We start from the raw sequence: 22,760 nt of genomic DNA on the forward strand, positions 1-22,760 counted from the left end.
CTCTCACCTCCCCGGTTCCGGCAGCGCACGCGAGCTCGAGCTGGCGACGAGGCCGGCCAGCGCGAGCGGGCCGGCGAGGTCTCGGGAGACCTCCACGACGACGTACCCGCCGGACTCCGACACCCGCACCCGAGCACCGTCGCCGGCAAGCTGGTGGGTGACGTCCCCCACCGCGGTCCGGGTCTCCCCGAGCGCGGCGGCCCGCGCGCCGGCCCGTGCCGCGTCCGCCACGCGCACCTGGGTGACCGCGGCGCTTGCGGCGGTCAGCAGCACCACGAGGAGGAGGACGACCCCGGGCAGGACGAGTGCCAGCTCGGCGGTGACGCCGCCACGTTCCCGGCCGCCTGCCGGCGGGCGGGAGCACGTGGCCCCGCCCGCCGGCGGACGTTGCTGCGGTCTCATCCCAGCCCGAGCGCCTTGCGGATCAGGTCCGAGACGAGCTCGCGGACCCAGTCGCTCTTGAGGATCCACAGCAGGATGCTGGCCAGCGACGCGGCCGCCACCGTGCCGATCGCGTACTCGGCCGTCGCCATGCCTGCCTCCCCGGCGGCGCGCAACGCGCTCACGCGCCGGGTCAGCGCGACCCGGACCCTCCCCCAACGCCGACGAACGCTCATCGTGCTCTCCCTCCTGCGCCCTGAGGCGCCTTCTCGGTCGCGGACCGGCGTCTGCCGTCCGTCAGGACCGAGCCTGCGCGGCCTGCCCGGACGAGGTGCGGCTGCCGCGGGCGGGCTGTGGAGAGCCTGGCGCCCGCGCGGGATGTGGAGGGTCATCCCCCGAGCACGGCGCCGCCGGCGGCCAGCACCACCGGGACGAGACCGAGCAGGACGAACGCCGGCAGGAAGCACAGGCCCAGCGGCAGCACGAGCCGGACGCCGAGCCGGGCCGCGGCCTCCTGGGCCTCCCGGTGACGGGTGGAGCGCACGGACGCGGCGGCCTGACGCAGGAGGGGCCCGGGAGCGGCGCCGTCGACCCACGCGGGCTCGAGCGCGTCGGCGAGCGGTGCGAGGACCTGCGGCGCGTCCGCCCAGGCCTCGGTCCACGTGGCCCCGAGCAGGAGCGCCCGTCCGGCCCGGCGCATCGCCGCCCCGGCCCCGCGGTCCTCGTCCGCCGGGGCCGGGTCCGCGGCCGGAGGCGAAGCTGCCGGGCCGGCCGGCGCCCGCGGGTCGCCGATCGCACGGCCGAGGGCCTGCAGCGTGCCCGGCACGGAGGCTCCGGCGCCGAGGGCGGCGTCCGCGAGGTCGAGCAGCACGGCCACGTCGACCTCGCCGAGCGGGACCGGAGGCGGTGCCTGCCCACGACGGCGGGGCGCTCCGGCCGGCGAGCGGTCCGTCACCGTCCAGGGCAGCGCCGCGACGACGGCGAGGAGGAGCAGCGCGAGCGTCGTCATGGAACCGCCCGGCGGGTACGTGCTGGCGCCGGCCTTCCGAGCCGCGGCCCGCCCGGCCCTCCGAGCCGCGGCCCGCCCGGCCCTCCGAACGGCGGCCCGCCCGGCCCCCGGAACCGCGGCCCGCCCCGTGGCCGGCGCTTCGGCGCTCGCGGCACCCCCGCGCTGCCGGCCGCCCGCTCGAGGGCGGCGACCCAGCGCCTGCCCAGCACCATCAGTGCCACGCCGGCGAGGAGGCACGCGCTGCCGAGGCCGCCGCCGAGCAGCACGCCCACGGGGTCGGCACCGATCCCGGCCCCGAGCAGCAGGCCGAGGAGCGGCAGCCAGCCGAGCAGGCGGGCGGTCGCCCGCGGACCGGCGAGCGCCACCGCCCGGGCGGCCCGCGCGTGACCGGCCTCCGTCAGCCCCTCCGCGCACCGCTGCAGCACCTCCGCCAGCGGCGCGCCGAGCTCGTGGGTGAGGCGGCAGGCCGCGATCGCGCCGGGCAGCGCCCCGGCGGTGGTGGGCCCCAGACCGGGCGGGCGCCGCACCAGAGGACGCAGCACCCGCGGCAGCCGGTCGCGCTCCGCCTGCCGGGCGGCCAGCTCGAGCAGCTGGACCGGCACACCGTCCTCGTGCGCGGGCGTCGCGCCGGACCCGGCGCCGACCCGGGTACCGATCCCCGCCCGCGCGAAGGTCTGCTCCCAGGCGGACTCGACGCCGGCCCCGGCGCCGAGTCGCGTCGCGACCTCCGTCACCAGGACGCCGAGGTCCGCCTCGCGGCCGGGGCGCGGGCGGCGCGACCGCCGCGGCGCAGCACCGCGCCCACGGCCGGCCTGCCGGCCCGGTGGTCGCCGGCCCGGCCGGAGAAGAAGCAGTGCGGCGGCGGCCACCAGCACGGCGACCGCCAGCGCCGCGCTCACGGGCCCGCGGCGTGCCGGCCCCGCCCGCCGCCGCCCGCCCCGTCCAGGCCGAGCCGGTCCGCGAGCCGGGCCCATGCCGGCCCTCGCGTGACGGTGCCGGCCACGTCCACGGTGAGGGCGGGCCGGCAGGCGAGCTCGTCACCCGCCCGCTCCAGGATCCCGACCTCCGCGAGGCGACGGACGCCGTCGTCGTCCCGGCGCACGTGGAGCACCGCGTCGAGGGCGCTGACGGCCTGCGCCGTCATCGTCGGACCCGTCATGCCCGCCAGGGCACCGAGGGCGACCAGCCGTGCCGGCACGTCGGCGGAGGTGTTGGCGTGCACGGTCGCCCATCCGCCGTCGTGCCCGGTGTTGAGGGCACCGAGGACGTCGCGCACCTCGGCGCCGCGGCACTCTCCCAGCACGATCCTGTCCGGCCGCATGCGCATCGCCGCCCGCACCAGCTCGGCGAGGGGCACCTCCCCGACGTGCTGGACGTTCGCCCGCCGCACCTGCAGGTGCACCACGTGCGGGTGGTCGGGGCGCAGCTCGGCGGACTCCTCGATGCACACGATCCGTTCGCCGTGCCCGACGAGGGAGAGCATCGCCGCCAGGAGCGTGGTCTTGCCCGACCCGGTCGCCCCCGAGACGAGAACGTTGGCGCGCCGGTCGACCAGTGCCCGCAGCACCGGCATGAGCTCCGCGGGCACCGTGCCGCCGGCGACGAGCTCGTCCGGCGTGAGCACCCGGGTGCGGTGGGTGCGCAGAGAGATGAGGGTGCCGCTCGCCGAGAGAGGCGGCAGCACCGCGTGCAGGCGCGTGCCGTCGGGCAGCGTCCCGTCCACCACGGGGCTGGCGTCGTCGAGCCGCTGACCGCACGCCGCGGCCAGCCGGGTGGCCAGCGCCCGGACGGTGGCGGGGTCGGTCAGGAGGTCGTCGGCCTCGGCGCGCTCCAGCCCGCCGCCGCGGTCCACCCACACGCCGTCGCCGCCGTTGACGAGCACGTCGGTCACGGCCGGGTCGTCGAGGAACCGCTGCAGCGGCCCGGCGCCCCGCACGTGGGCGCGCACCTCGGTCTCCAGCCGCAGCAGGCCGCCCGCGCCGAGGCCCGCGTCGGCGGCGCCGAGCGCCCCCGCGAGCGGCACCCCGCGCACCAGGGCGTCACGGACCTGCGCCACCGGGGTGCTCACTGCCCCAGCCCCAGCCGCTCGACGAGGGCGCGCGCCGTCGCCATGAGGGGGCCGCGCCGCCGGTCCCCGGGCCTCGCTCCGCGCTCGACGTCCGCCGCGAGGTGCCGTTCCTCCCGCAGCACCGCCGCCAGCGGGAGCCCGGCCGCCTCGGCGATCTCGCCGGCCTCGGCCGGCGCGGACCGGACGACGAGGTGGACCGTGCAGCCGGCCTGCTGGAGCGGGGCGGCGGCGATGGCCGCCGCGCCCGCCCGCACCCCGCCGGTGCTGACGAGGACGACGTCGCTGCACCGGTCGAGCCAGACCTCCTGGGCGGCGCCCGGCGCGAGCACCTGGCGCGGCAGGTCCAGGACGACGACGTCGTGCCCCTGGCCGAGGGCGCGGACGGCCGAGCGCACCACGAGGTCGTCGGCGCCGGCGCCACCGCGCCGGTCTCCCGAGAGCACCCGGACCAGGTGCCACGTCGGCAGGGCGAGGGCGAGCCGCTCCGGGAGCAGCGCCCCGCGCTCCTCCAGCACGTCCGCCCACCGGCGCCCGGGGTCGAACTCCAGGCCGAGCAGCACGTCCAGCCCGCCACCGGCCGGGTCGAGGTCCACCAGCGCCGTGGCCGCACCCGCCGCGACGCACGCCCTCGCGAGCACCGCCGCGAGCGCCGACGCGCCCGCCCCGCCGTGGGCGCCCACCACCCCGATCGTCCGCGCCCGGTGCGGGGTCGCGGCCGTGACGAGCACGTCGAGCAGCGCGGCCTCGTCGCCCGGGAGCACGACGGCGCCCGGCAGCCGGACGTCCGCGGCCACGGTCCGTCCGGGGTCCACCCGGACCGCCAGCCCGCCCGGGACGGAACCGTCGAGGACCACCGGCGCATCCGGGAGCACACGGTCGGTCGGCACCACCGTCAGCCCCACCCCGGCCAGGTCGGTCAGGCGCCTGACCCGTTCGGCGAGGGCGGCGTCGTCGCTGCGCAGGGCGACGGCCGTCTCGGTCGTCGTCGTCGTCATAGGACCTCCTCAGGCTCGGCCCGAGCATCCCTCCGTGCCCCGGGGTCGCGCCGCGGCCCTGTGGACGGACCGCGGCCGGGCAGCGGGTGTGGACGAGCCCCCGGCCGCAGGACGGATCCGCGCCCCGGGTGCGACAGTGAGCCATGCCGACCGAGGGGCGTCCCGCCGCACGCACCGCCGCCTTCTTCGACCTCGACAAGACCGTCCTCGCCAGGTCGTCCTCGCTGGCGCTGGGCCGCCCGCTGCTCGCCGCCGGTCTGCTGACCCGGGCCGACGTCGCCCGGTCCGCGTCGGCGCAGCTGGGCTACGCCCTGCTCGCCGCGGACCACCGCCGCAGCGAGCGGGTGCGCGAGCAGCTCTCCCGGGTCGTCGACGGCTGGGAGGTCGCCCGTCTGCAGGCGGTGGTCGAGAAGGCGGTCGAGCGGTTCGTCGAGCCGTACGTCTACCTCGAGGCGATCGACCTCGTCGCCCGCCACCACGACGAGGGCAGCGACGTGGTCATCGTCTCCGCCTCGAGCGAGGACCTGGTCGCACCGATCGCACGCCTCGTCGGGGCCGACCATGTGGTGGCGTCACGGATGGAGGTGGTCGACGGCCGCTACACCGGGCAGATCGACTACTACGCGTACGGCCCCGCCAAGGCGGCGGCGGTCCGGGAGCTGGCGGCCGACCGCGGCTACGACCTGTCCCGGTGCTGGGCCTACTCCGACTCGGTGACCGACCTGCCGATGCTGGAGGCGGTGGGCCGTCCGGTCGCCGTCAACCCCGACCGCGCCCTCCTCCGGCTCGCCCGCGAGCGCGGCTGGGAGGTGCGCCGCTTCGTCCGGCCGGTGCCGCTGCTGCCCGGCCGGGACGTCTCCCTCGGGCTGCTGGCGCTGTGCGTGGCGGCCGGGCTGACCGGCTGGTGGCTGCGGCGGCGCGGCCGCCCGCCGCACCGGCCCGGGCGGCTCAGAGGTCGACGCGGCCGGCACGCACCGCCGTCGCCACCCGGGCGCCCTCCTCCGCGCCGGTGACCACGGACTCGGCCTGGAACCGGAGCCAGTGCGCCACCCCGGCCGGGGTGCCGCCGGCGTAGGCCGCGAGCGCCTCCCGGTAGGCGCCCGGCCGGGCCGCGGCGTGGGCGTCGAGGACGGCGACCCCGGTCGGCTCCAGCCCGCTGCGCACGGCGAGCAGGCGCGCCACCGCCCGGGCGAGCAGGCCGTTGGCCGTGACGAAGGGCCGGAGCGTGGCGATCTCGCCGTGCACCACTCCCACGCGCACCAGGGCGGGGGTGTCGTCCGCGGCGAGCACCGCCAGCACCGCCGCCGTCCGCGCACGCAGCTCCGCCCCCACCGGGGCCGGGGTGGCGCTCGCACCGCCCCGCAGGGTGGCGGGCGGGTCGAGCGGGCCGCCCTCGCGCGGCTGGTCGACCGTGCGCGGCCGCCCGACGGCGTCCGGCGGCAGCACGCCGGCCCCGGCGAGGTGGGCGGTGAGGTCGCGGTGCAGGCCGGCCAGCAGCTCTCCCGACGGCACGAGCGGCGGGCGGCCACGACCACCGAGCTCGCCGAGCATCTGCCCCACGTGCACCTGGGCGCGCCACGCCGCCAGCACCAGCGCCTCCTCGGCCCCGCCGGCGCTCGCCCCGGCGCCGGCCGGCTGCGCCGTCTCGCCCGCGGCCACCAGTCCGCGCAGCCGGGCCGCGTCCGCCCGCACCCCCTCCGGGGCGACGGTCGCGACGGCGGAGCGCACCGCCGCCTCCGCACGCGCCTCCCGCCACCGGCGTCGCAGACCCTCGTGCCAGCGCAGCCGGGTCGTCGCCTCGCGGGCGCGGTCCGCCGCCTCCGCCACGCCGTCGAGGTGCGCGAGGGAGTCGAGGGCTGCGGCGACGTCGGTACTCACCGGCCCAGGTTAGGCGCGCCCGGGTCTGCGCGCGCCGGTCCGCGGCCATCCCCGCCGGGCCGGACGCGTAGGCTGCCAGGCGATGGAGGACCGTGTGAGCAGCGAGCACAGACAGCAGTCCGACGGGTCCCCGGACTCCCCGGCCGGTCCCGGCGGGCCGCCCGCGCCGCCCCGGTCCCGGATGCGCGCCCACGTGCTCGCCGTCGTTGCCGGCCTCGTGGTCACCCCGGTCGCCCTCTACCTGGCGCTGTACGGCATCGGGACGATGCTGCCGCTGGAGGGCCCGTCGAACCTCGCCGGCGCCGGTCCTTTCCTGCTCGGGGCGCTGCTGCTCGCCGCGCTCGCCGCGGTGGCGGCCTGGGGCTCGAGTCTCGCCCTCGGCGTGGGAGGGCTCGTGTGGGGCGTGCTGCCCGGGCTTGTCGGGCTGCCCGTGCTCGGGCCCCTCCTCGGCACCGGCACCCCCGCCGCCCTCGTGGACCCGCTCCTACGGCCCCTCGCCTCCGGGGTGCTGCTGGTGGCCGGCGCCGCGCTCGCGGCGGGCGGTGCGGCGTGCCACCTCGCCCGTCGCGCGGGGCGGGTCCAGGAGCGCGAGGAGGCCACCCTGGCGGGCACCGGCACCGGCCGCCTCAGCACCTCCCTCGGCGCCGGGACGGGCACGCCCGACGCCCCGGTGCCGCCCCGCTCCCGGATGTGGGGGCACCTGGTCAGCGTCTTCTTCTCCCTCGTGCTCCTCCCGCCGATCGCGGTCCTGCTGGGACGCGGGACGACGGCGGCCCTCGTCTTCGGCATGAGCATGACCAGCCAGCCCTGGCGGGAACCCAGCCTCCTCGCCGGCGCCGGCCTGCTGGCCGTCGTCGTCCTGCTCGCTGCGCTGTCCTCGCTCGGGCCCCAGCTGGCCGGGTGGCTGCTGCTCGTCGTCGGCGCGCTCCCGGTGCTCCACGCGCACGGCTGGCAGTGGCTCGCCCCCCTGCTCCAGGCGCTCAGCGCCCTGCCCGGTGGGTTCCAGCTGCTCGTGTCCGGCGCGTGGCTGCTGCTGGGGGCGGTCCTCGTGGTCTGCGGCGGCGCCGCCCACTGGGCGCGGCGCTCGGGGCGCCGTTACGAGCGCACCGACCTCGGGCTGACCTCCGCGGACGCGTAACTCAGCTTCCTCCCCGGCCGGCCGCGCCGTCGGCGAGCAGCCGCCACGCCCGGTGGCCACGGCGGCGCGCCCCGCGTGCGGGGCGGTCCCCGTCCGTTACCGTGACGGCGATCGACCCGGGACCGGCGACCGATCCAGGAGGCCCTCGTGACCACGCCCAGCTCCGACGACGCCCGCACCCGCCGGGACGGCTCCGCAGACGACCGCTCCGCCGTCGGAGCGCCCGAGGACGGCAGGACCGGCCGCCGTGCCGGGTGGGACGACACCTCGGACCTGGAGACGACGGCCGTGCGCCGGCAGGGCTTCCTGGGGGTGCGCGGCGACGCCCCCACGCCGCGGAGCGACGCCACGGACGCGACGGCAGGTGCCCGCGACGCCGGCGCCGCCACCTCCCCCGACGCGCCGGCCGCCGGCACTCCGACCTCCACCGACGTGCCGGCCACCGGCACCCGCACCCCGACGAGGTCCGCGCCCAGCCCCGAGGACGCCGCCCTGCGCGACCGCTGGCGCGAGCGGCCCGCACCGACCGGTGACGCACTGCTCGACGGCGCCACCCAGGCCACCCCACGCTCGCGCGCGGCCGCCCACTGGTGGGGCCTGCTCCTCACGCTCCTCCTGTCGCCCGTCGCCTGGTACCTCGTGGCCGACGCCGGTGCCCGCCTCACGCTCGGCGACAACAGCCCGTGGGCCCGCGGGGAGCTGAACCCGGCCGCCGTCGCCGAGCTCGCCGCCGGCTTCCTCGTCACCGCCGTGGTGCTGCTGACCGCCCGCTGGTCCTCCCTGGGCGCACTGGTCACGGGCACGCTCGTGCTGCTCGCCGGGCTCACGTTCGTGGTGGTGCCCGCGGAGACCGCGGCCTTCCTCGAGCCGGTGACCACCTGGCTGTGGAACCTCAACGCCCTGGGCGGCAACGTCGCGCACCACCTGATGGTCGACGGGCCGTCCGGGCGCCTGGCGCTCTACGGTCTCGGCCTGCTCCTGACGGGCGTCGTCGCGCGCGGCGCCCGCCGGCGCGGGCGCGCCGAGGAGCGCACACGGGAGGCCTACGCCCGCAGCACGGGCCGCTCGGCACGCCACGGCAACGGCCGGGGCTGAACCCCCGACGTCACGCCGGCCGTCCCGGCAGGCACCCCGGGGCTGTCGGGCCCGGGCGAGTTCGCTATGTTGCATGCGACAGTTTGTGTGACCCGCAGCACTGCAGCGACGCACGAAGACCCTCGCCCCAGGAGGACGCAGATGTCCCAGCAGGACGCCACCACCACACCCCAGGCCGCCGAGGCGGACCTCGAGAATCTTCTCCGCGAGACCCGGGCGTTCCCGCCGAGCCCCGAGTTCGCGGCGCAGGCCAACGCCACCGCCGAGATGTACGAGCGGGCGGCGGCGGACCGCGAGGGGTTCTGGGCGGAGCAGGCGCGTGAGCTGCTGACCTGGTCGAAGGACTTCACCGAGGTCCTCGACTTCTCGGGCGCCCCGGTCGCGCGCTGGTTCGCCGACGGCCAGCTCAACGCCACCTACAACGCGGTCGACCGGCACGTGGAGGCGGGCCTGGGCGACCGGGTGGCCATCCACTTCGAGGGTGAGCCGGGCGACACCCGCACGATCACCTACGCCGACCTGAAGGAGCAGACGTCCCGGGCGGCCAACGCCCTGACCGAGCTCGGCGTGCGGACCGGCGACCGCGTGGCCATCTACCTGCCGATGATCCCCGAGGCGATCGTCGCGATGCTGGCCTGCGCCCGGATCGGCGCCCCCCACTCCGTGGTCTTCGGCGGCTTCTCCGCCGAGGCGCTGCACAGCCGCATCAACGACGCCGACGCCCGCGTGGTCATCACGGCCGACGGCGGCTACCGCCGCGGCAAGCCCAGCGCGCTCAAGCCCGCCGTGGACGAGGCGCTGGCCAAGGGCACCCCCGTCGAGCACGTGCTCGTCGTCGAGCGCACCGGCCAGGAGGTCGCCTGGACCGAGGGCCGGGACAAGAAGTGGGCCGACGCGCTCGCGGCCGCCTCGCCGGAGCACACGCCCGTGGCCGTGGAGGCCGAGCACCCGCTGTACATCCTCTACACCTCCGGGACCACCGGGAAGCCGAAGGGCATCCTGCACACCACCGGCGGGTACCTCACCCAGTCCGCGTTCACGCACAGGAACGTCTTCGACCTCAAGCCGGAGACCGACGTGTACTGGTGCACCGCCGACATCGGCTGGGTCACCGGGCACAGCTACGTCACCTACGGGCCGCTGGTCAACGGGGCCACCCAGGTCATCTACGAGGGCACGCCCGACACCCCGGACAAGGACCGGTGGTGGGAGATCGTGGAGAAGTACAAGGTCTCCATCCTCTACACGGCGCCGACCGCGATCCGCACGTGCATGAAGTGGGGCACGGAGTACCCCGGCCGCCACGACCTGTCCTCCCTCCGGGTGCTGGGCTCCGTGGGCGAGCCGATCAACCCCGAGGCGTGGATCTGGTACCGCGACAACATCGGCGGCGGGAAGACCCCCGTGGTCGACACCTGGTGGCAGACCGAGACCGGCGCCATCATGATCTCCCCGCTGCCGGGCGTCACCGCCGCCAAGCCGGGCTCGGCCCAGACCCCGCTGCCCGGGATCGCCGCCGACGTCCTCAACGAGCGCGGGGAGTCCGTGCCGGACGGGGGCGGTGGGTACCTCGTGCTCACCGAGCCGTGGCCGTCGATGCTGCGCGGCATCTGGGGCGACCCGCAGCGCTTCCAGGACACCTACTGGTCGCGCTTCGAGGGCATGTACTTCGCCGGCGACGGCGCCAAGAAGGACGAGGACGGCGACATCTGGCTCCTCGGCCGCGTCGACGACGTCATGAACGTCTCCGGGCACCGCCTCTCGACGACGGAGATCGAGTCCGCGCTCGTCTCCCACCCGATCGTCGCCGAGGCGGCGGTGGTCGGCGCCAAGGACGACACCACCGGCCAGGCCGTCGTCGCGTTCGTCATCCTGCGCTCCGACGCCGTCGAGCGTGCCGACGAGGAGGGCGAGGGGGCCGACGTCGTCGCCGAGCTGCGCAACCACGTCGCCAAGGAGATCGGCCCGATCGCCAAGCCGCGCTCCATCCTGGTGGTCGCCGAGCTGCCCAAGACCCGCTCGGGCAAGATCATGCGCCGCCTGCTCAAGGACATCGCCGAGGGTCGCGAGGCCGGCGACGTCACCACGCTGGCCGACTCCTCCGTCATGGACCAGATCAGCCGCGGCATGCAGCGCTAGCAGCACCCGCTGGTTCCGCCGCCGGCGGCCGGCACCCCAGCGCGGTGGGCCGGCACGATCGCTGCCCGACACGTCGACCGCTACTGGCACACCAGTAGCGGTCGACGTGTCGAGGCGCGGTCGGTGCCGGGGCGCGGAGGTGTCCTCCCGAAGCATGGGCAGCAACCGCCTCACCCCGAGGGGCCGACCTAACCTGGCGGCATGTCCACGCCCGCCTTCCCCACCTCAGAGGGCGACGACGGGACGCACCAGGCCGGCCTGGGACCTGACGGGTCGCACGACGGCGACGCAGGGACCGGGCACGACCGCCGCGCCTACCGGCGGCACCAGGTGGCCCTGGCCGCCAGGGACACCGTCGGCGTCGGCATGGGGTACCTCCCGCTCGGCGCCGCGTTCGGCGTGCTGCTGTCCGCCAGCGGGCTGCAGTGGTGGTGGGCGCCGGTGTTCTCCGTGCTCATCTACGCCGGTTCGATGGAGTTCCTCGCGATCGGCCTGGTCACCGGCGGCGTCGGCCTCGCGCAGGTCGCGGCCACGACGTTCTTCGTCAACTTCCGGCACGTCTTCTACGGGCTGAGCTTCCCGCTGCGCAAGGTGCGCTCCGGCATCGGCCGGCTCTACGGCGTGCACGCCCTGACCGACGAGGCGTACGCCCTGCTCGCCACGCGCCCCCAGCAGGGGCTCACCGGCACCCGGGTGCTGGCGACACAGATCCTGTGCCACCTGTACTGGCTGACCGGCTCCACCGTCGGGGCGCTTCTCGGCGCGCGCCTCGGCCTCGACGCCGAGGGGCTCGGCTTCACGCTCACCGCGCTGTTCGTGGTCCTGACCATCGACGCCTACCGCGCCGCACCCGACCTGCCGACGCTGCTCATGGCCCTCGCGTGCGCCGGCCTCGCCCTCGCCGTCGCGCCCGGAGGGATGCTGGTGCTGGCGCTGACCGCCTTCGTCGTCGTCCTCGTGGCCCGCCTGCTCCTGCGCCGCCGGGACGGGGCCGCCCCGGCCGGCGACCTCGGCCACCACGTGGGAGGCACCGATGCCTGACGCCGGCCAGGTCCTGCTGACCCTGCTGGTGATCTTCGCCGTCACCTACGCCCTGCGGCTGGCGCCGTTCGTCGCGCTGCGGCGGGTGCGGGACTCCGCCGTCGTCGACCACCTCGCCCGCACCATGCCGCTGGGCGTGATGGCGATCCTCGTGGTGTACACCCTCTCGACGGTGGACCTGACGGCCGCGCCGCACGGGCTCCCGGAGCTCGCCGGCGTGGGCGTCACCGCCGCCCTGCACCTGTGGCGGCGCAACGCGATGCTGAGCATCATCGGCGGCACCGGGACGTACATGGCCCTGGTCGCCGTCCTGTGAGGGTGGCGAACGTTACCGGGCGATACCGTCCGGGGCCGGCCGGGCAGCCGGTAGCGTGCCGTCCGTGGTCGCCGACTCGAGCTGCGTGCTGGTCCCAGGTCCCTGGGAGCACCGTGACGTCCCGGCGAACGGCGCCCAGTTCCACGTCGTGACGGCGGGCGAGTTCCGCCCGGACCGGCCGGTGGTGCTGCTGCTGCACGCCTTCCCCCAGTTCTGGTGGGCGTGGCGCCACCAGATCCCTGCGCTCGCCGAGGCGGGCCACGCCGTCGCCGCCATGGACCTGCGGGGCTTCGCCGGCTCCGACAAGCCGCCGCACCGGCACGAGACCGCCGTCCTCGCCCGCGACGTCGCCGGCGTCGTCCGCTCCCTCGGGGCCGCGAGCGCCGTCGTCGTCGGGCACGGGTTCGGCGGCACGGTGGCATGGGCGATGCCGCACGTGGCCCCGGACCTGACCCGCGCCGTCGCGGCTCTGGCGAACCCGCACCCCGTGCCGCTGCACCGGCTGCGCAACCTCCTCCCCGCACGGGCGGTCGGCACGCTGCTGCGCTTCCAGCTCCCGTGGTTCCCGGAGCAGGCGCTGCGCAAGGGCGATCTCGTCGCCCGGCTGCTGCGTGCCTGGTCCGCGCCCGGCAACGACGGCGCCACCTCCCAGGCCGGCCTCTACACCGAGGCGATGGGGCTGCCGTTCGCCGCGCACTCGACGATGGAGCACTTCCGCTGGCTCGTCCGGTCCACCCCGCGCGCCGACGGGCGCCGGTACCTGGCGCAGGTGAGCGCCCCCGTCACCGTGCCCACGCTGACCGTGCGGGGCGCCCAGGACCCGTTGCTGCCCGCCCGGATGTTCGCCCACGACGCCGCATACGTCACCGGCCCGCTGCGCCACGAGGTGGTCGACGGCGCGGGGCACTTCCTGCCCGAGGAGGCCCCCGACCGGGTCACGGCGCTGCTGCTGGACTTTCTCGCCGACCTCGACCCGACCGGGACCGGCCGCCCCTGACCCGCCTCGGGCCGGCACTCACACCGTGACGAGGGCGCGCGCCTTCTCGGGGTCGGTCTCGCCCTCGCCGTAGGACGGGCACAGCTCGGCGAGCACGCAGGCCCCGCACGCGGGGCGGCGGGAGTGGCACACGCGCCGCCCGTGGAAGATCAGCCGGTGGCACGCCATCGTCCACTCCTCGGGCGGGAGCAGCTCGGCGACGGCCTTCTCCACCTTCACCGGGTCCTTCTCCCTCGTCCACCCGAGCCGCCGCGCGAGCCGGCCGACGTGCGTGTCCACCGTGATGCCCGGGACGCCGAACGCGTTGCCGAGCACGACGTTGGCGGTCTTGCGGCCGACGCCGGGCAGCTTGACCAGCTCCTCGAGGGTCGCGGGCACCTCGCCGCCGTGCTCGGCGACGAGGGCGGCGCCGATCCCCTGCACCGAGGCGGCCTTGGCGCGGAAGAACCCGAGCGGGCGGAGGATCTCCTCCAGCTCCTCCCGACGGGCGCCGGCGTAGGCGGCGGCGTCGGGGTACCGCGCGAACAGGGCGGGCGTGACCTGGTTGACCCGTTTGTCGGTGGTCTGCGCGGAGAGCACCGTCGCCATCAGCAGCTCCAGCGGGCTGGTGAAGTCGAGCTCGCAGCGCGCGTCCGGCCACGCGGCGGCGAGGAGCTCGTCGACCGCGAGCGCCTGCTCACGGGCCGCCTTCCTGGACCGGGGGCGCGGCGCGCGGGCCGGGCGCGTGCGTGGCGTCGCGGGGCTCATGCGGTCAGGGTAGTTGCGCCCGTGGCGGACGCGCCCGTGCCCGTACTCACCGGTGGTGGCAGGATGTAGCCGATGTCGCGGCTCGTCAGCGGGCCGCAGGACGATGACCGGCGGCAGATGGGAGCCCACTGTGGAACAGAACGTGATCGGCACCGTGCCACTCTTCGACGCGCTCGACGAGCAGGACCAGGCCGAGCTGCGCTCCCTGATGTCCGAGACCACGCTGCGTCGTGGCGAGATCCTCTTCAACGAGGGCGACCCGGGCGACCGGCTCTACCTCGTCGTCGACGGCAAGGTGAAGCTCGGTCACACGGCCAGCGACGGCCGCGAGAACCTGCTCGCCGTGCTGGGCCCCGGTGAGCTGCTCGGCGAGCTCACCCTCTTCGACCCGGGCCCCCGCTCGACCACCGCGACCGCCGTGGCCCCCACGCGGCTGCTGGCCCTCGAGCACGACGCCCTGATGAACTTCGCCGACTCTCGGCCGGCACTGTCCCGGCACATGCTCAAGGCGCTCGCCCAGCGGCTGCGCCGCACGAACGAGTCGCTCGCGGACCTGGTCTTCTCCGACGTCCCCGGGCGCGTCGCCAAGGCGCTGCTCGACCTGGCGGACCGGTTCGGGCAGCCCACCGACGAGGGCGTCCACGTCCCGCACGACCTCACCCAGGAGGAGCTCGCCCAGCTCGTGGGCGCCTCGCGCGAGACCGTGAACAAGTCCCTGGCGGAGTTCGTCTCCCGCGGCTGGATCCGCCTCGAGGGCCGCGCCGTGCTGCTGATCGACCTCGACCGGCTGCGCCGCCGCGCCCGCTGACCCCGGCGGCACCCGGCCCCTACGACGGCGCCCCCTCCCGAGCGGGAGGGGGCGCCGTCGTCGTGGTCCGTGGCGTCGTCAGCGGACGGCGACGACGATCTCCACCTCGACCGGTGCGTCCAGGGGCAGGGCGGCCACCCCGACGGCGGAGCGGGCGTGCCGGCCCGCGTCACCGAAGACCTCGCCGAGCAGCTCGGAGGCCCCGTTGACCACACCGGGCTGACCGGTGAAGGAGGGCTCCGAGGCGACGAAGCCGGTCACCTTGACCACGCGCACGACGTTCTCGAGACCGCCGACCTCGGCGGCGACGGCGGCGAGGGCGTTCAGCGCGCAGGTGCGGGCCGCGTCCTTGGCCTGCTGCGGCGTCACCGCACCGGCGGACTCCCCGACCTTGCCGGTGAGGGGCAGTGCGCCGTCGACCATCGGCAGCTGCCCGGAGGTGTGCACGAGGTCGCCGTGGCGCACCGCCGGCACGTAGGCCGCCACGGGCGGGACCACGGCCGGCAGCTCGATCCCGAGCTCCGCCAGACGTTCGGTGACGCTCACCGCTCCCCCTTCGGCCGCTTCAGGTACGCCACCAGGTTGTTGGAGCCGGCGGGGCCCGGCACCACCTGGACGAGCTCCCAGCCGTCCTCGCCCCACTGGTCGAGGATGGCCTTGGTGTTGTGGATCAGCAGCGGAATCGTCGCGTACTCCCATGTGGTCATGGCGCCATCCTAGGGGCCGCCCCCGGCCCCGCCGCCGGGCGGCTCAGGCGCTGCTGGCGGCACGGATGCGCGCGATGATGCGGGGCGGCCGCTGGGCGCGGAGCTCGGCGATGAGGTCGTCGTCCTCGCGGCGCAGCCACGCCTCCCAGTCGCGTACCTCCGGGTACCGGCGCACCAGGGCGCGCCGCTCCCGCTCGGTGAGCCCTCCCCACACCCCGAACGAGGTGTTGGAGCCGAGCGCCTCGGCCAGGCACTGCATCCGCACCGGGCAGGTGAAGCACAGCTGGCGGGCCTGCCGCTGCGCAGCCCCGCGGACGAACAGCGCGTCAGGCTCGAGCCCCGCGCACGCTGCGCCCGACGCCCATGTCTGATCCTCGTTGATCACCGGACCTCCTCGTTGCGACGCCCCCCGCCGCCCCGGCGGGACCGCCGGGTGAATTCGTCCACCGGTGACGTTATCCGTGATGCAGTTGACACGGAAGGGCCGTGATCGAAACGCGACCTTGGTCCCCGCCGGGAGCAACGGTGCAGGTCGTCGCGCAGGCGGGCGCGTGGGTTCCTGCCCGGCGTGGCGTGCGCCACCACGCAGGGCTGCCGTCGGAGGGGCCACGTACCCTATGCCTATGTCGTCTCCCTCGTCGGCGCCGGGGCGCGCCGTCAAGCCGATGCAGCTGCTCGTCATGCTGCTCGCCTTCCTCCTGGTCGCCGGGGTCGGCGGCGTGCTCACCGCCGGGCTGGTCATGCCCGCGGTCGGGGCGGCGGGGGCGGTCAGCCAGTCCACGACCGACCTGTTCGAGGACCTGCCGAGCGAGCTCGCCATCCCCGAGCCGTCGCAGAGCAGCCAGATCCTGGCGGCCGACGGCTCGCTGCTGGCGACGATCTACGCCGACAACCGCATCGTCGTGCCGCTGGAGGAGATGTCGCCGTACGTGCGCGACGCCGTCGTCGCGATCGAGGACCGGCGCTTCTACGACCACCGCGGGGTCGACCCGGAGGGCATGCTCCGTGCCCTGGTGAACAACCTCTCGGGCGGACCGCTCGAGGGGGCCTCCACGCTGACGCAGCAGTACGTCAAGAACGTGCTCGTCGAGGCGGGCCGCATCTCCGGCGACCCCGAGGCCATCGACGCGGCCACCGAGACGACGGTCGGCCGCAAGCTCGAGGAGGCACGCCTCGCCATCGGGCTGGAGCAGAAGGTCAGCAAGGACGACATCCTCGAGGGCTACCTCAACATCGCCCAGTTCGGTCCGTCGCAGTACGGCGTCGAGACCGCGTCGAAGTACTACTTCTCCAAGTCGGCCAAGGACCTCACCATCCCGGAGGCGGCGATGCTGGCCGGCATCACCCAGTCGCCGGCCCGTCACGACCCGGTCCGCAACCCGGAGAACGCCAAGAAGCGCCGCGACGTCGTCCTCAGGCAGATGCTCAACCAGGGCTACATCACCCAGGCCGAGTACGACGAGTCCGTGGCCCTGTCCATCGAGGACATGCTCAACGTCTCCCCCACCCCCAACGGGTGCGCAGCGGCCGGGATCTCGGTGTACTTCTGCGAGTACGTCGTCGACGACCTTCTGCGGTCGGAGAACTGGGGCAAGGACCGGGCAGACCGGCAGCAGGCCCTGTACCGCGGCGGGCTGGTCATCCACACGACGCTCGACCCCGCCAAGCAGCAGGCCGCCTACGACTCCGTCACCGCCAACGTCCCGGTCAACGACCCGTCCAACATCAAGATGGCGCTGTCCTCGGTCGAGCCCGGGAGCGGGAAGATCCAGGCGATGGTGCAGAACACCAAGTGGGGCACCCCGTCGGCGGAGGAACCTGGCGCCACGAAGGTCAACCTCAACGTCGGCCTCACGCACGGCGGCGGCCACGGCTTCCAGTCGGGCTCCTCGTTCAAGGTCTTCACGCTCGTCCGGTGGCTGGAGACGGGCCACAGCCTGAACGACATGGTGGAGTCCACCCGGCGGTCCTACCCCCGCTCCAGCTGGAACATCTCCTGCGGCAAGTACGAGGACAACTACGAGCCCAAGAACCTCGAGAGCTCCAACGTCTCCGGCCCGCTGCCGGTCATCGAGGCCACCCGCCGCTCCGTCAACCTCACGTTCGTCGAGATGGCCAACCAGATGGACATGTGCGACATCGTGGCCACGGCCGAGAAGATGGGCGTCCGGACGGGCTCCGGCGAGCACCTGACGCCGAACCCCGCCGCCGTCCTCGGCTCGAACACCGTCACCCCGCTGAGCCAGGCCGTCGCGTTCGCGACGCTCGCCGCGGACGGCAAGGCGTGCGACCCGATGTCGATCACCAAGGTCACCGACCGCAACGGCAACGAGATCGCCGCGCCGCAGCCGACGTGCAAGCAGGCGATCACGCCCGAGGTCGCGCAGGGCGTCACCCACGCTCTCCAGACCGTGGTGTCCAAGCAGCCGGGCTCGACCGGGTCGAACGCCGTCCTGCCCGACGGCCGCCCGGCCGCCGGCAAGACCGGTACCGCGAACGACGACTCCGCCGCCTGGTTCGTCGGCTACACCCGCGAGCTCGCCGCAGCGGTGTGGATGGGGTACCAGGAGGGCACCAAGTCGATGTTCGACTCGACCATCAACGGTCAGTTCCACAAGCTGGTCTACGGCGGCAGGATCCCGGCCCCGACGTGGCGCGACTACGTCGCCAAGGCGCTCGAGGGCACCCCGCACCAGCCCTTCGCGGCTGCGCCGGCCAGTGCCCTCTTCGGCGACCGGGTCCCGGTGCCGGACGTCGCCGGGCAGAGCGCGTCGGCGGCGCAGAGCGTCCTCGAGCAGGCCGGCTTCCAGGTGCAGCTGGGCTCCCCGGTGAGCTCCGGCTGGCGGGCCGGCGCCGCCGTCGCGACGAACCCGTCCGCCGGCACCCGCGTCTCGCCGGGGACCCGCGTCACGATCATCCCCAGCGCCGGCCCCGCGCCGGCACCCGCACCCGCACCGCCGGCCCAGCAGCCCTCCGGCGGCGGCGACGGCGGCGGCGGTGGTGGCGGCAACCCGGGCCGCGGACCAAACGGCGACGGTCCTCCCGGACAGAACGACGGGGGCGACGACTGAGCGCCGCCGACCCCCGGCGCCTGGTCCGAGGCCTGGGCGCCCTCACGCTCGTGGGCGCCGGGGCGCTCGGGTGGGCCCTCGCCGAGACGTCGATGTTCACCCTGCGCCGGCACACCGTGCCGCTGCTCCCCGCCGGCAGCCGGCCGCTGAAGCTGCTGCACCTGTCCGACCTGCACCTCGTGCCGAGCCAGCGGGACAAGGTCGCCTGGGTCCGTGACCTCGCGAGGAACGAGCCCGACCTCGTGGTGACCACGGGGGACAACATGGCGCACCCGGACGCCCTGCCCGGCGTCCTCGAGGCGTACGCACCGTTCCTCGAGCTGCCCGGCGCGTTCGTCCTCGGGTCGAACGACTACTACGCCCCGAAGCCCAAGAACCCCGCGCGGTACCTCCTGCCGGACGCCCGCACGGAGACGAACCATGCGCCCCTGCCGTCGGACGAGCTCACCGACGCGTTCCGCTCGGCTGGCTGGAAGGACCTGACCAACCGCCGGGACCGGGTGGAGGTCGCCGGGACCGGGATCACTCTCGTGGGGGTGGACGACCCGCACCTTGACCGCGACCGCTTCCCAGCCCGGGAGCCACGCACCGCCGTGCGGGCCGCCGGGGCGTCCCCTGCCGACGTCGCGCTGCACCTCGGCGTCTCGCACGCGCCATACACGCGCGTGCTCGACGCCATGCACCGCGACGGCTGCGACCTGGTGCTGGCCGGGCACACCCACGGCGGTCAGCTCTGCGTGCCCTTCTACGGGGCCCTCGTCACCAACTGCGATCTCGACCGCTCGCGCGCGTCCGGTCTCCACGGCTGGCCCGGCGCCCGGCCCGACGCCGCCGGCGGCGAGGGCTCGACGTGGCTGAACGTCTCCGCGGGACTGGGCACGAGCCCCTACGCGCCGGTGCGCTTCACGTGCCGGCCCGAGGCCTCCCTGCTCACGCTCGTGGCGCGCGGGTCGTGACGGTGCCCGGGTGCCGCGTCGAGACGCGCGGCACCGCCCGCACGCCCGGCGTGCGCCGCATCACAGCGGACCGGTTTCACGACCGGGGGTCGGCTCCGCTATCCTGAACCGGTTGCTTCCGGGGTGTGGCGCAGCTTGGTAGCGCGCTTCGTTCGGGACGAAGAGGTCGTGGGTTCAAATCCCGCCACCCCGACGGAAGGAAGGGCCACCGCCCTGCTACGTGCAGAGCGGTGGCCCTTCTCGCATCCCGGTCCCCGGCCGGTGCCGGCTACGGACGCAGGGCGCGCAGCTGGGTGTCCACCAGTTCGCAGACGTAGCGGTCCAGGTCCGCCCGCATCTCCGGCACCGTCTGGGTGGGTGCGACGAGGATGTGCACCAGGATGGCCCCCTCGATCGCCTCCAGGAGCGGTCGCACCGCGGTGCCGGGCGGGAGCTCGCCGGCGGCCACCGCGTCCTCCACCTGCGACGCCAACGCGCACACGCCGCGGGCGAGGTCGACCTGGCGCAGCTGCCGCAGCTCCTCCGGGTTGGCGGCCGCCGCCGTGCACAGGGAGGCCATCGTCGGGCCGTACTCGCCCAGCAGCAGCTCGGCGCGGGCCCGGGCGTGCGCCACCAGCTGGTCCCGGATCCCGAGCCCGTCGGTCTGCGGGAGGGGCACCCGCGCCTGCAGGTCCCGCAGGGCGTCGAGCAGCAGCTCGCTCTTGTCGTTCCAGCGCAGGTAGATCGACGACTTGCCGATGCCCGCCTGGGACGCGACGCCGTCGAGCGTGAGACCGGACCAGCCGCGCCGCCCGAACAGCTCCAGCGCCGCGCGGTAGGCGCGTGGTTCGGTGTCGGCGTGCCGGGGGCGTCCCGGTCCGCGACGGCGTTGCTCGGTGGGCTGCAGCGCAACCACTTCAGTCATCTCGGTTCCTTGTGTCCGCGCTGCCCCCATCAGCTCGCCTGCTTTCGGCCGGACACTACCCCGCGACGGACGCTCCCGGGCTGTTTTGAGCTACAGCAGCAGGAGCAGTGCGAGCGCCACGACGACGACCAGGAGAACCACGACGACCACCGCGACCCCGGGCCGGGGGCGTCGAGGTTCCGGGACGGGCCGTGGGTCGTCGGCCGTCCTCCGTTCTTCGGACATCACTCCTCCTCCCGCAGCAGGTCACGAGCTTCGCGTGGCCTCAGTCTCGGCCGAGCGCGCGGACCGCGCAACGACGTCTGCTCGTTCGCCCAGCGTTCACCCTCCGCCGCACCTGCCGGACACCTGCGGTCCCTAACGTGCAGGCGACACCCACCTTCCTCGAGGAGCCGTCATGCCCAACCCGACCTCGCGTCGCCCCCTGCTCGCCCTCGTCGCCGGCCACGGCACGGGCCGGTCCGCCCTCACGTGCCGCTACCGCTGCGGTGACGCCTGCTTCCACGCGGTGCCGAACACCTCGGACAACTCCTACTTCGGTGACGTCGCGGCGAGCGCGTTCTCGCGCCGCAGCGTGCTCAAGGCCGGCGCCGTCGTCGCCCTGGCCGGGGCCGCCACCACCGCCCTGGGCCGCCAGAACGCCGTCGCCGCCCCCGCGGCCGGCGCGCCCGGTGCCGGTACCGGCGCCGCCGTCGGCCTGCGCTTCACCCCCATCGCCCAGCAGACCGACGACGCCGTGACCGTCCCGGCCGGCTACCTCCACGACGTCGTCCTGAGCTGGGGCGACCCCCTCTTCTCCGACGCCCCCGCGTTCGACCCGGCGAACCAGACCGAGGCCGCCCAGCTGCGCCAGTTCGGCTACAACAACGACCACGTCGGTCTGCTGCCCCTGAACAACCAGGACGAGCAGGTCATGGTCGTCAACCACGAGTACACCTCCGAGCCGATGATGTTCCCCGACTACGACCCGGAGAACCCCACGGAGGAGCAGGTCCGGATCGCCTGGGCGGCACATGGGCTCACCGTCGTCGGCGTCACCGGCAAGCACCGCGGCCCGCGCTCCGGCGCCCTCGACCCCGTCGTCGACCACCCGCTGAACCGCCGACTCCACGTGGGCACCCCCTTCGAGCTCACCGGCCCGGCGGCCGGCTCGGAGCACCTGCGCACCTCCGCCGACCCGGAGGGCCGCAACGTCCTCGGCACCCTGAACAACTGCGCCGGCGGCCTGACCCCGTGGGGCACCTGGCTCACCGCCGAGGAGAACTTCAACCAGTACTTCGCCAACGCGAACCAGGTCACCGACCCCGTGGCGCGCGAGCGCATGCGCCGCTACGGCCTGCCGGGCGGCACGTCGGAGCGCAGGTGGGAGCGCTTCGACTCCCGCTTCGACCTCGCCCAGGAGCCGAACGAGGCCAACCGCTTCGGCTGGATCGTCGAGGTCGACCCGTTCGACCCGACGTCGACCCCGAGGAAGCGCACCGCGCTGGGCCGCTTCAAGCACGAGGCCGCGACCATCCGCATCGCCGCCGACGGCCGCGCGGTGGCCTACATGGGCGACGACGAGCGGTTCGACTACCTCTACAAGTTCGTCTCACGCGACCGCTACCGGCAGAACGACGCCGCGCACAACGCCACCCTGCTCGACAACGGCACCCTCTACGTCGCCCGCCTCACCGGCGACTCCCCCGCCTCCGAGATCGACGGTACCGGCGTCCTCCCGTCCGACGGCGCGTTCGACGGCGCGGGCGAGTGGATCCCGCTGGTCACCGGGAACGTCTCGCACGTGCCCGGCATGAGCGCCGAGGAGGTCCTGATCTTCACCCGTCAGGCGGGCGACGCCGTCGGCGCCACGAAGATGGACCGCCCCGAGGACGTCGAGCCCAGCCCGAGGACCGGCACGGTGTACGTGGCGCTCACGAACAACACCCGCCGCACCGCGGCGCAGGCGGACGAGGCGAACCCGCGCGGCTCCAACAAGCACGGGCACGTCCTCGAGCTCGAGGAGGCCGGTGCGGACGCCGCGGCGACCACCTTCGCGTGGCGCATCCTGCTGCTCTGCGGCGACCCCGAGGACCCGAGCACCTACTTCGCCGGCTTCGACAAGACCCAGGTCTCCGCGATCTCGTGCCCGGACAACCTCGCGTTCGACGACCACGGCAACCTGTGGATCAGCACCGACGGCCAGCCCGGCACCCTCGGCACGAACGACGCGCTCTACGGCGTCGCCGTGCGCGGGAAGAACCGCGGGGAGGTCCGGCAGTTCCTCGCGGTGCCGCGCGGCGGGGAGACCTGCGGCCCGGTGATCACCGACAAGCGCGTGCTCGTCGCGGTCCAGCACCCCGGCGAGATCGACGGCGCCTCCTACGAGAACCCGCTGTCGAACTGGCCCGACGGCGGCACCTCCGTCCCGCGTCCGGCGATCGTGGTCGCCTACCGCGCCGACGGCAAGAAGGTCGGCCAGGCCTGACCCGGCCGACAGCTGCCGCGAGGGCCGCCGCCTCCCCCGGGAG

24 protein-coding genes and 1 tRNA gene are annotated in these 22,760 nt (G+C 75.3%); 12 read left to right on the top strand and 13 right to left on the bottom strand.

Translation table 11 applies throughout. From position 1 onward, the window contains the following. Positions 1 to 3 precede the first annotated feature (3 nt). The 6 genes from ATJ97_RS08465 to ssd form a co-directional block, all read right to left on the bottom strand. Positions 4 to 402: a TadE family type IV pilus minor pilin gene (locus ATJ97_RS08465; RefSeq protein WP_098483373.1), complete on the bottom strand. Its 399-nt coding sequence runs from the start codon at positions 400 to 402 to the stop codon at positions 4 to 6. After that, complete coding sequence (locus ATJ97_RS19775) at positions 399 to 617, bottom strand: DUF4244 domain-containing protein (protein ID WP_170037294.1); 219 nt, start codon at positions 615 to 617, stop codon at positions 399 to 401. The genes ATJ97_RS08465 and ATJ97_RS19775 overlap by 4 nt, the downstream gene beginning before the upstream one ends. A 152-nt stretch (positions 618 to 769) precedes the next feature. After that, positions 770 to 1,390, bottom strand: a complete 621-nt coding sequence (locus ATJ97_RS08475) for a type II secretion system F family protein (RefSeq protein ID WP_098483375.1) — start codon at positions 1,388 to 1,390, stop codon at positions 770 to 772. Next, complete coding sequence (locus ATJ97_RS08480) at positions 1,387 to 2,289, bottom strand: hypothetical protein (protein WP_143426954.1); 903 nt, start codon at positions 2,287 to 2,289, stop codon at positions 1,387 to 1,389. Before ATJ97_RS08480 ends, ATJ97_RS08475 begins: the two co-directional genes overlap by 4 nt. Further along, positions 2,286 to 3,458 (bottom strand): TadA family conjugal transfer-associated ATPase, encoded by a 1,173-nt coding sequence (locus ATJ97_RS08485; protein ID WP_098483377.1) that lies wholly within the window; start codon positions 3,456 to 3,458, stop codon positions 2,286 to 2,288. Before ATJ97_RS08485 ends, ATJ97_RS08480 begins: the two co-directional genes overlap by 4 nt. Further along, on the bottom strand, positions 3,455 to 4,453 hold the full coding sequence (gene ssd, locus ATJ97_RS08490) for a septum site-determining protein Ssd (RefSeq protein ID WP_098483378.1): 999 nt from the start codon (positions 4,451 to 4,453) through the stop codon (positions 3,455 to 3,457). The genes ATJ97_RS08485 and ssd overlap by 4 nt, the downstream gene beginning before the upstream one ends. Before the next feature lie 143 nt (positions 4,454 to 4,596). On the opposite strand from ssd, the gene ATJ97_RS08495 reads away from it, so the two are divergent. Further along, positions 4,597 to 5,466 carry an HAD family hydrolase gene (locus ATJ97_RS08495; protein ID WP_098483379.1) on the top strand — a complete coding sequence of 290 codons (870 nt, stop codon included), beginning with the start codon at positions 4,597 to 4,599 and terminating at the stop codon, positions 5,464 to 5,466. Here the strand turns inward: ATJ97_RS08495 and ATJ97_RS08500 are convergent. Beyond that, on the bottom strand, positions 5,402 to 6,331 hold the full coding sequence (locus tag ATJ97_RS08500) for a Fic family protein (protein WP_098483380.1): 930 nt from the start codon (positions 6,329 to 6,331) through the stop codon (positions 5,402 to 5,404). The two genes, ATJ97_RS08495 and ATJ97_RS08500, sit on opposite strands and share 65 nt — an antisense overlap. 94 nt (positions 6,332 to 6,425) lie before the next feature. Here ATJ97_RS08500 and ATJ97_RS08505 point away from each other — a divergent pair, with 94 nt between their 5' ends. The 6 genes from ATJ97_RS08505 (at position 6,426) to ATJ97_RS08530 (ending at position 13,057) form a co-directional block, all read left to right on the top strand. After that, positions 6,426 to 7,469, top strand: a complete 1,044-nt coding sequence (locus tag ATJ97_RS08505; RefSeq protein WP_143426956.1) for a hypothetical protein — start codon at positions 6,426 to 6,428, stop codon at positions 7,467 to 7,469. Positions 7,470 to 7,616: 147 nt separating this feature from the next. After that, positions 7,617 to 8,564 carry a hypothetical protein gene (locus ATJ97_RS08510; protein WP_098483382.1) on the top strand — a complete coding sequence of 316 codons (948 nt, stop codon included), beginning with the start codon at positions 7,617 to 7,619 and terminating at the stop codon, positions 8,562 to 8,564. A 141-nt stretch (positions 8,565 to 8,705) separates the two neighbouring features. Then, entirely contained in the window at positions 8,706 to 10,703 is a 1,998-nt protein-coding gene (acs, locus tag ATJ97_RS08515) for an acetate--CoA ligase (protein WP_098483383.1), read from the top strand. A gap of 201 nt (positions 10,704 to 10,904) precedes the next feature. Further along, the gene (locus ATJ97_RS08520) at positions 10,905 to 11,744 is read left to right on the top strand and encodes an AzlC family ABC transporter permease (protein ID WP_098483384.1); all 840 of its coding nucleotides are present in this window, start codon (positions 10,905 to 10,907) and stop codon (positions 11,742 to 11,744) included. Then, positions 11,737 to 12,060 (top strand): branched-chain amino acid transporter permease, encoded by a 324-nt coding sequence (locus tag ATJ97_RS08525; RefSeq protein WP_098483385.1) that lies wholly within the window; start codon positions 11,737 to 11,739, stop codon positions 12,058 to 12,060. Before ATJ97_RS08520 ends, ATJ97_RS08525 begins: the two co-directional genes overlap by 8 nt. Before the next feature lie 64 nt (positions 12,061 to 12,124). Beyond that, positions 12,125 to 13,057, top strand: coding sequence for an alpha/beta fold hydrolase (locus ATJ97_RS08530; protein ID WP_098485329.1), 933 nt, complete (start codon positions 12,125 to 12,127; stop codon positions 13,055 to 13,057). Positions 13,058 to 13,075: 18 nt separating this feature from the next. Here the strand turns inward: ATJ97_RS08530 and nth are convergent, their stop codons facing one another. Beyond that, the gene (nth, locus tag ATJ97_RS08535) at positions 13,076 to 13,804 is read right to left on the bottom strand and encodes an endonuclease III (protein WP_098483386.1); all 729 of its coding nucleotides are present in this window, start codon (positions 13,802 to 13,804) and stop codon (positions 13,076 to 13,078) included. 103 nt (positions 13,805 to 13,907) lie between these two features. On the opposite strand from nth, the gene ATJ97_RS08540 reads away from it, so the two are divergent. Continuing rightward, on the top strand, positions 13,908 to 14,612 hold the full coding sequence (locus ATJ97_RS08540) for a Crp/Fnr family transcriptional regulator (protein ID WP_098483387.1): 705 nt from the start codon (positions 13,908 to 13,910) through the stop codon (positions 14,610 to 14,612). 78 nt (positions 14,613 to 14,690) lie between these two features. Here ATJ97_RS08540 and ATJ97_RS08545 read toward each other — a convergent pair whose 3' ends face one another. Genes ATJ97_RS08545 through ATJ97_RS20335 form a run of 3 tightly spaced genes read right to left on the bottom strand, consistent with a single transcriptional unit; the run spans position 14,691 to position 15,704 of the window. Beyond that, positions 14,691 to 15,158, bottom strand: a complete 468-nt coding sequence (locus tag ATJ97_RS08545; protein ID WP_098483388.1) for a RidA family protein — start codon at positions 15,156 to 15,158, stop codon at positions 14,691 to 14,693. Beyond that, positions 15,155 to 15,319, bottom strand: a complete 165-nt coding sequence (gene sp36 / locus ATJ97_RS20330) for a Sp36 family protein (protein ID WP_098483389.1) — start codon at positions 15,317 to 15,319, stop codon at positions 15,155 to 15,157. The genes ATJ97_RS08545 and sp36 overlap by 4 nt, the downstream gene beginning before the upstream one ends. A 43-nt stretch (positions 15,320 to 15,362) precedes the next feature. Then, positions 15,363 to 15,704, bottom strand: coding sequence for a WhiB family transcriptional regulator (locus ATJ97_RS20335; protein ID WP_098483390.1), 342 nt, complete (start codon positions 15,702 to 15,704; stop codon positions 15,363 to 15,365). A 238-nt stretch (positions 15,705 to 15,942) separates the two neighbouring features. Here ATJ97_RS20335 and ATJ97_RS08560 point away from each other — a divergent pair, with 238 nt between their 5' ends. The 3 genes from ATJ97_RS08560 to ATJ97_RS08570 all read left to right on the top strand — a co-directional run bounded on the left by ATJ97_RS08560 (position 15,943) and on the right by ATJ97_RS08570 (position 19,539). After that, positions 15,943 to 18,390 (top strand): penicillin-binding protein, encoded by a 2,448-nt coding sequence (locus ATJ97_RS08560; RefSeq protein WP_211287122.1) that lies wholly within the window; start codon positions 15,943 to 15,945, stop codon positions 18,388 to 18,390. A gap of 50 nt (positions 18,391 to 18,440) precedes the next feature. Beyond that, positions 18,441 to 19,346 carry a metallophosphoesterase gene (locus ATJ97_RS08565; protein WP_170037297.1) on the top strand — a complete coding sequence of 302 codons (906 nt, stop codon included), beginning with the start codon at positions 18,441 to 18,443 and terminating at the stop codon, positions 19,344 to 19,346. 119 nt (positions 19,347 to 19,465) lie between these two features. Further along, positions 19,466 to 19,539, top strand: a tRNA-Pro gene (locus ATJ97_RS08570). Positions 19,540 to 19,614: 75 nt separating this feature from the next. Here ATJ97_RS08570 and ATJ97_RS08575 read toward each other — a convergent pair. Then, positions 19,615 to 20,250, bottom strand: coding sequence for a TetR/AcrR family transcriptional regulator (locus ATJ97_RS08575; RefSeq protein ID WP_170037300.1), 636 nt, complete (start codon positions 20,248 to 20,250; stop codon positions 19,615 to 19,617). A gap of 90 nt (positions 20,251 to 20,340) precedes the next feature. Continuing rightward, entirely contained in the window at positions 20,341 to 20,475 is a 135-nt protein-coding gene (locus ATJ97_RS20545) for a hypothetical protein (RefSeq protein WP_281254938.1), read from the bottom strand. 172 nt (positions 20,476 to 20,647) lie between these two features. On the opposite strand from ATJ97_RS20545, the gene ATJ97_RS08580 reads away from it, so the two are divergent. Next, complete coding sequence (locus ATJ97_RS08580; protein WP_098483393.1) at positions 20,648 to 22,717, top strand: PhoX family protein; 2,070 nt, start codon at positions 20,648 to 20,650, stop codon at positions 22,715 to 22,717. Positions 22,718 to 22,760: the final 43 nt, after the last annotated feature.

Origin of the sequence: Georgenia soli, from assembly GCF_002563695.1 — a bacterium.
GTDB lineage: Bacteria > Actinomycetota > Actinomycetes > Actinomycetales > Actinomycetaceae > Georgenia > Georgenia soli.